Source organism: Vagococcus vulneris, from assembly GCF_003950515.1.
GTDB classification, from domain to species: domain Bacteria; phylum Bacillota; class Bacilli; order Lactobacillales; family Vagococcaceae; genus Vagococcus; species Vagococcus vulneris.
The window spans coordinates 113,202-121,323 of sequence record NZ_NGJS01000006.1; the positions used below are offsets into that span (position 1 = coordinate 113,202).

At 30.3% G+C, this 8,122-nt stretch carries 5 protein-coding genes and 2 pseudogenes; 5 read left to right on the top strand and 2 right to left on the bottom strand.

Annotation, left to right across the window (positions count from 1 at the left end; translation table 11 throughout):
* Positions 1-8: 8 nt before the first annotated feature.
* The 3 genes and pseudogenes from CBF37_RS05750 to CBF37_RS05760 form a co-directional block, all read left to right on the top strand.
* A complete protein-coding gene (locus CBF37_RS05750; RefSeq protein ID WP_125983799.1) occupies positions 9-1,055 on the top strand; it encodes a PTS fructose transporter subunit IIC in 1,047 nt (348 codons plus the stop codon).
* A 37-nt stretch (positions 1,056-1,092) separates the two neighbouring features.
* On the top strand, positions 1,093-3,711 hold the full coding sequence (locus CBF37_RS05755) for a glycoside hydrolase family 38 N-terminal domain-containing protein (protein WP_125983800.1): 2,619 nt from the start codon (positions 1,093-1,095) through the stop codon (positions 3,709-3,711).
* 236 nt (positions 3,712-3,947) lie between these two features.
* Positions 3,948-4,088: pseudogene (locus CBF37_RS05760) on the top strand (transposase); the annotation flags it as partial.
* 248 nt (positions 4,089-4,336) lie between these two features.
* Here the strand turns inward: CBF37_RS05760 and CBF37_RS05765 are convergent.
* Positions 4,337-5,413 (bottom strand): YhgE/Pip domain-containing protein, encoded by a 1,077-nt coding sequence (locus tag CBF37_RS05765; protein WP_165866650.1) that lies wholly within the window; start codon positions 5,411-5,413, stop codon positions 4,337-4,339.
* A gap of 127 nt (positions 5,414-5,540) precedes the next feature.
* Between CBF37_RS05765 and CBF37_RS05770 the strand changes: the two genes are divergently transcribed.
* Complete coding sequence (locus CBF37_RS05770; protein ID WP_125983802.1) at positions 5,541-6,008, top strand: RrF2 family transcriptional regulator; 468 nt, start codon at positions 5,541-5,543, stop codon at positions 6,006-6,008.
* A gap of 680 nt (positions 6,009-6,688) precedes the next feature.
* Positions 6,689-7,162: a glutathione peroxidase gene (locus tag CBF37_RS05775; protein ID WP_125983803.1), complete on the top strand. Its 474-nt coding sequence runs from the start codon at positions 6,689-6,691 to the stop codon at positions 7,160-7,162.
* 842 nt (positions 7,163-8,004) lie between these two features.
* Here the strand turns inward: CBF37_RS05775 and CBF37_RS11960 are convergent.
* Positions 8,005-8,122: pseudogene (locus CBF37_RS11960) on the bottom strand (IS30 family transposase); the annotation flags it as partial.

Here is an 8,122-nt window from a genome sequence, read left to right on the forward strand (position 1 = left end):
AGAATAACGTGAGTATCAAAAAAACAGGTAAAGAAATTCTAAATCATTTTCAAAGTGGTGTATCATACATGATTCCACTAGTAACTGCGGCTGGATTACTAACGTCTATCGCTGTTATTTTGGGGGGTAGTGGGGTTTGGGATCAAACAGATACTTTTTGGGGTGTCGTACGGCTAATAGGTCAAACAGGTTTACAATTTATTGTTCCAATGATTTCTGGCTATATCGCATACTCTATTGCGGATCGTCCAGGGTTAGCACCTGCTTTTATATGTGGTATGATTGCAAATCAAATGGGTACGGGCTTTATCGGCGGGATGTTTACTGGTCTGGCAGTTGGCTATCTAGTTAATGCATTAAAAAAGGTTCCCATTCCTGCACAAATTATGAGTTTGAAATCATTGATATTGATTCCATTTATTGCGACAGCTATTGTGGGATTAGTTCTATGGTATATTGTTGGAACACCAATCACTGCTGCAACAGAAACATTAACAAATTGGTTGAATGGTATGTCAGGCACTAATTCAGCGTTATTAGCAGCTATTCTTGGTGCTATGATGGCTTTTGATATGGGAGGTCCTGTTAACAAAATTGCGTATGCATTTGGTGTTGCTTCTTTTTCAGCTGGTAGCTATGCAATCAGTACTGCCATGTTGATGGCAATTGCGATTCCCCCGTTTGGAATGTTTTTAGCAACGTTACTAAATAAAAAACTGTATTCAGAAGCAGAACGTGATAATGGTAAAACTGCAATAATTATGGGAGCTGTGGGAATTACGGAAGGAACAATTCCTTTTGCAGTAGCTGATCCATTACGTGTGATTCCAAGTATTGTTGTTGGAACTGCAACTGCATGTGCAGTAAACGGATTCTTTGGTATTACTCAACAAACTATGTTGGCAACTTTTATGGCGATTCCGTTTACGTCTAATCCAATTTTATATTGTGTTTCTATCTTAGTTGGTGGATTGGTTACTGCAATTATGGTTAATGCTCTAAAATCGTTTAAAGTGAAACGAGCAATAAAAATGGATGCTGGAAATGGGGAGTAGCAATTATTTTAGACTAAAGAAAGCGTAGGTTAATGAAATGGTAAAAGGATATATTGTACAACATACACACTGGGATCGTGAATGGTATTTTACTGCGGAAGATGCGAAAGTATTAAGTGACCAGGTCTTTACAGAAGCGCTAAATGAACTTGAGAAAAATCCAAATGTGAATTTCTGTCTAGATGGTCAATCCTCCATTTTAGATGAATATCTCGAGATAAATCCTCAAAAATTACAGGTAATCAAAGATCTAGTTGCGAAAGGTCGTTTATTCGTTGGACCATGGTATACACAAACGGACGCATTATTAGTTGACTCAGAATCAATTTTACGTAATTTGATTATTGGAATTAATGAAACCAAAGAAAAATATGGGAATCCTATGATGGTAGGATATCTGCCGGATACTTTTGGTTTTAACGCAAATCTTCCAACATTATTGAATCAAGTTGGCATTGATAACTTTATGGCTTGGCGAGGTATTAACTTTGATAAACAGGCTTTTTCACCTTATTTTATTTGGAATGGTTTAGGCGACCAATATGTTTATGCGATGTATTTTCCGTTTGGCTATATGACTGGATTGATGACACTTGATGCGGTAAATAATATTCCTAATTTCGTAGAAAATCGTCTTGACCCTATGCTGAGTTTTTTGATGGAGCATGGAGATAATGAAGATTTACTTTTACCGTCTGGTATCGATCAAAAGAGCATGGTTTTAGACTTTGATAATATCGTTGAACAAATCAATGAGGTCAGTGATTATGAAAATGAGATTTGTGATTATCCGACTTATGTAGAGATCATTCGAAATAAAAAGAATTTACCAAATTATGAAGGGGAATTGCGGGAACCTGTTTATTCTCGAGTGCACCGATCAATTAGCTCTGTCCGAACTCAAATGAAACAGGATAACTTTCAATTAGAACAAATCATCCTTCATCGCATTGAACCTTTAATGGTTATTTCTAAGAAAATCGGTGTAGAGATCAGTACAGGATTATTAAAACGTCTTTGGAAAAAAGTATTAGAAAATCAAGCACATGATAGTATTGGTGGCTGTGTTTCTGACAATGTTGCAGAAGATATATTCCATCGAAGTAAAGAAGCTTATGAGCTTGCAGAAGGATTAGAAAATCTTATTTCTAAGCGAATTGCAGATTCACTAGACTTAACACATCACCAGTTACTGGTATTTAATACTGATCCGGTTCCTTTTAAAGGTGAGAAAATAGTTCATGTTGTAAATCGTACAAAAAATATCCGATTTAAAAATAGTAAGAAATCAGTATTAGTAAGTGAAAAGTATTATCCAGAACGTCACAATGTGCAGCGTTTAGTTGCAACTGGGTTCGAGTATTTTACAGAACCATCTTATTATGAATTAGATATCTGTATAGATGTTGAATTACCAGCGTTTGGCTATACGATTATAGAGTTTGAAGAATGTGAAGAACCATTAGAAACTTCAGTTTGGAGTGAAGAAACGCGAATTTCAAATGATTTTTACACGATTCAATATCATGCAGGGACTGTGGAGCTTGTTACAAAAGAGGGACGGACGATTAAAGATTTTATTCGACTAGTTGATATGGGTAATAATGGGGATACGTATGATTTTTCTCCATTAGCTGAAGAAAAAGAGCTTATTTTAGATTTTGACAAAGCACACGTTGAACGTGATTCTTCAAAACAGTGCTTAGTGATAGAGGGGGTTGCCAGTTTACCAAATGATTTAGAAAGTCGTTGTTTAGAAAAACAAAACATTATAGAAGTTGCTTATATACTTAGATTGACTTTAAATGATGAGGATGTAATCGAAGGAAAAATAACAATTGATAATCAAGTTCTTTCCCATCGGATGCGTCTTCAGTTTCAAGTGGATGATCCAACAGAAATATCTATCGCTCAAATCCAAAATGGTTTTGTTATCAATCAGCCTGAAGTTATTCCATCAGATTGGGTTGAAAAGTATGTTGAGATGCCTGCGAATTTAGAGATTTTTGATAAGAGTGTCTCAGTAGAATTTGAAGGAAGTTATGTAACGGTTTTTGCTGATGGTTTGAGAGAATATGAAAGAGTTTCTGATAAATTATTCCTCACACTATTTGCGACTACAGGAGAATTAGGAAAGCCTAATTTATCTTGGCGCCCGGGACGTGCTTCCGGTGATACAACAAATGAGGGACATGTTATGATGCCAACACCATTAGCTCAAGAACTTGGTGAGCATCAATATAGTTTTGCTATTCAAGTTGGTAAAGGAAGGTTGGACCAATTTAAAGTAGCCAAAACAACACAAAAACGTTTGTCGCAATCTGTATCTTATCAAAAACAATCATTAAATTTGTTTATTAATCGGTTAGATAATAAAATTTGGCCACTGCAACATTCAAAGCGTGTTCCTACTGAACTTTCACTACTAGAATTACCGAAAGATGTGATTGTTTCAGCAATTTATCCAGCTTATTCTGAGGAAAACAGCTACGTTATTCGTTTAGCTAATCCTACTAAAGAAACAGTTGAATTAACTGATAGGGTTACTTTAAAGGGTAAAATAGTTAATGCTTTGGAAGAGGATGTTGGGCAGGTGAATAATATTAAACCGTTTGATTATGTATCACTATTAATTCCAATCAATAAATATAGCTGATAAAAAGGATTGTTTATTGACTCTACGTCAAATGATGTGGATGGATAAAAATAAGCAAATATAAGCAATGAAAGCGGATTGGCTTTTGTTGCTTATTTGTTTTATATATTTTGAAAACCACTTGATATTCGGGTGGATCTAAAGAGCTTTTAGCGTGGTATTAAAAAAGCCTCCTAAAATTATAAGATAAATTTGGTTTCCGAATCACAAAATACCAATCATATAGGAGGTTCCTTATGAAAAAGAACAATCAAAGTTTATTACATACAACATGGAAATATAAGTATCATATAGTTTTCATTCCAAAATACAGACGACAAATTATTTATGGAAAATACAAACAAAGTATTGGAGAAATTCTAAGGTTATTATGTGAGTGATGTTAGTATCAAATCTTAGACAACTTTTTGTAGAGACAAGAATATATTCAACTTATCTACGAAATAATACCTATTATCTTTAAATCAAAAATTGTTAATTTTTTCGTGTGTAATATATGCATAATAGTTCCTCTCATGTATTAATATATTGTTTATTTATATTATTTTGAAAAGTTAATAATAAATTAACTACTTAATAGAAGCTGAAGCTTAAAGAAAAAATTAAAAACTTTAAGAGTGTAAACTTAACAGATAGTTAAAATTTTTTCATTTTTTTTATAGGCTAAGATTAATATAAATTGACCTGCTATCCAGAAAAGTATTAAACAAACAATTTCTGTTAAAAGATTATAATTATTTAAACTAACGATTTTTTTTATTCCATCTATACTGTATGTCATAGGCAAAAACATATGAATTTTTTGAAAAAAGTGGCTAGATAATTTTATCGCATATGCCCCGCCAGATGATGAAGTTTGCAACATTGTTAAAAGTAAAATAACGAAGCTACCGATTCCCGGTATTAATTTATTAAATGCTACAATAATACTACTAAAGGTAGACGCTACTAAAAATAGAAATAAAGATAATAAGAAAATATTATTCGTATTTTTTTGAATATGTTGATAATTAATGGTTAAGAGTAAAATTACTTGTGCAAAAGATATAATCGTTGGTAATAGATACTGCTTTTTCCAAAAAGAAAAAAAGTTTTTAGATTTTTTGAAAATTCTTAAAATAAATTGATTAACAAAGATACCACCTACAAATAATGTTAATGAAAAGATATAGGGGGCCATTGCTTCGGCATTATTTTTTATAGGATTTGTATCAAAATGATCAAGTTTAATTATTGAACCAATACTTTTAGGAATATTATTACCATCCATTTTAGAAATTATACTGTAACTCAATTTGGAATTTACAGTAGTTACAAACTGAGTCAGAGCTCCTGTAATTAGTTTAGAGGTTGAGTAGCTTAAACCTTCTGATGTAATTAGATGAACTATAGGTGATTCACCTTTTTTGTTAAAATTTTGCATTTTTTCTCCAAAATTTTTCTCAAAATATATTACTCCGTAAATTTTGCCATTTGTTAAATCTTTTTGTGCATCTTGTAAAGTCTCTTCTCGAAAGTTAAATATATTAGAATTTACTAATTCTTTATAAAGAGGGTTTGATTTTTGCTTTATTAAAGCAACAGGAAGTTGCTTTAAATTACCGTAAGGATCTTTTAAAGCTCCTAAAAACAACGTCGCATAAATTGTTGGAATAAATACTAGTATACAAATAATAAATATAATTCTTTTCTTCTTTAACATAATGTGTCTCCTTGCAAAATATATTCTATACATTATAATAAACTGTAGATAAAAAATGTCTGTAGTTTATTATAATGTATAGAATATATCTATGGATATTTTTTGTCAATAGAAAGAGGTGTTTTTTTTGAAATTTAGTAATGCTTTTATTCAATCCATTGCAATTGTTGTTATGTTAGCAGAATTGCCAAAAGATATTCAATTAAAATCATATGAAATTAGTTCTAAAATGGGGGTTTCTCATAGTTATTTACAAAAAATAGCAAAAAAATTAAAAGATGCTAATATCATTGATTCTGAAGCTTCAAAGAATGGTGGTTACTCTTTAAGTAAAGCTCCTAATGAAATCAGTTTTTTAGATTTATTTGTTGCTATAGAAACAAATGATAGCTTTGTAAAGAAAGGAAATTATGAAATAATCCATAATATGTTCGATTCAAAAGAATTGATATTAGAGTATGGAGAATTATCTCGCTCAATATTACAAAAAGCTGAAATAAACTTTAAGAATACTTTATCACATCACTTAATCTCGGAAGTTATTCCTAAAGATAAAAATGGAAACTACCTTAAAATTAATTGGAAGGACCATTAATTAAGCTTACATTTACAAATAAATATTGAATAAAATGATAAAAGGCAAAAGAAAATGTAGCTTCTTATTTTTTTCTTTTTTATTTCGCATATGACATGACTTAATTACGTAATCAAAAGGGTGAATTAAAAGTGCTAATACTCGTTGAAACCTTATTAACTATTCTTGTGTTCTTTATTTTTATTATAGGTTTTAAACTTATTTAGTTTTTATGATTTTATTAATGATCACTAAAAAATTAATTCATCTGTCTTAGTAATAAAGGCAAGTTATTTGTGAGTTATCTCTGTATTCTGTTAAGTCGTAAAATCAAAGGAGTATATCAAAATAATTTTTTATAGTGTTTTTTATTGATTTTTAGAGTTATTATAATCGGTTGAATTATTAGAAGATATGTAAAAGATAAGCTAGTTTTATTGTGCACTTGCTTAGTTTTGAGAATGTTTTGTATTTTTATTTGTATCAGTTATTTTTTAATTATTTGAAATAGCAGAATGGACTATGCAATGAAAATTATTTCTAAATTTAGGCAGTCACTGTAGTAAAATTAAGTCTGCAGTTTTCATTGCTTTTTTTTAGGGTGTGTACTTTTAATCGTGTTGTTAGCATGGTTAACTAGTGGAATTTATAAAAGAAATAAATAAAAAATCAAAAAACTTTTTGAAAGGAGATCAGTTGATATGAGTATTTATAATTACAGTATCCTAGCAAGTGACGGTAAACATGTTTCTATGGAGCAATATAGAGGGAAGGTATTGCTAATTGTCAATACTGCAACAGGGTGTGGTTTTACACCACAATATGAAGGGTTAGAAAAAATGTACAAGGAATTTAAAAACAAAGGGTTTGAAGTTTTGGATTTTCCTTGTAATCAATTTGGTCACCAAGCTCCAGGAACAGATAAAGAAATTAGTGAGTTTTGTCAGTTGAATTACCAAACAACTTTTCAAACCTTTTCTAAAATAAAAGTGAACGGTGAAGACACCTCTCCGTTGTATGTTTATTTGAAAAATGCTTTGAGCGGCTTAGTAGGTAAAAATATTAAATGGAATTTCACAAAATTTTTAGTGAATCGTGATGGTCAAGTAATTAAAAGATATGCGCCTATCACTAAAATAGAGGATATTCAAAAAGATATTGAAAAACTATTATAGTAGTAATGAGATATTGTTTGTTGATTTAGAAAAGAATCTAAGTTTAAATATAAAGAAAGATTTTTTTGGATTTGATTTATTATTATTTTTCTTGCTCTATGCTACCAGTTAACTCTAATTAGTTATCTGTGATTCTCAGCATTTTTTTGGAGTGACAATTTATGATAGATCGTTTTTTCTTGTAAATTTTTATGCGATAATTAACTTTTACTAGTTAAGACGAGTTAAATTAGTAATACTTTTTTGTACATAAGTTACAAACCATTTATTCTTCTTAGTTGGTTATTTCACCTTTAAATTTATGACAGGTTCATCAAGTGGTACGGCATTAAATGTTTTTTTTAGGAATCAAAGATTTAAGTGTAGATACTGATGGAAGGGTATCTGTTTTAGGACTTGCTATGAGTTTAAATTTATACGGTTTTATTCATCCAAATTAGGTCCTTTAACAGAGCGTACAGCTGTAATAAAAAAATCAACAGATGATATTCATTTTGTCCAGGTATTGGTTTGATATCAAATGAGTTAGTACATATTAAAACCGTAGTAGAAAGCCTTTTAGAAAATAAAGATAACGAAGAAACCTTGATTGTAATTGAAAAGTCATTTGAAGAAGAATATTTAAATATAAGGCATTCCTTTAAAATTTTAGGAATGTCTTATTTTATTTATATAAACTCATCTGCCACATTCTAAATATTCCATAAATTAAGTATGTAAAATTTTCTTTTATGAAATGTGCTGACGTTGTTTTTTACTATCATTAGATAGAATTTTGTTGCATAAAAATTTTACGTATAATTATAAAAATTTAAACTGATTATTTTTCTTTCTTTCATTTGTCAAATTAAGCTAGACAAAATATCATTATCAACATAACTCAAAAACACTTCCAATGGCGTTTTATAGTTTAATGATTTCCTAGGAATATTATTTCTCTTTGATGCGATAGATTGGATA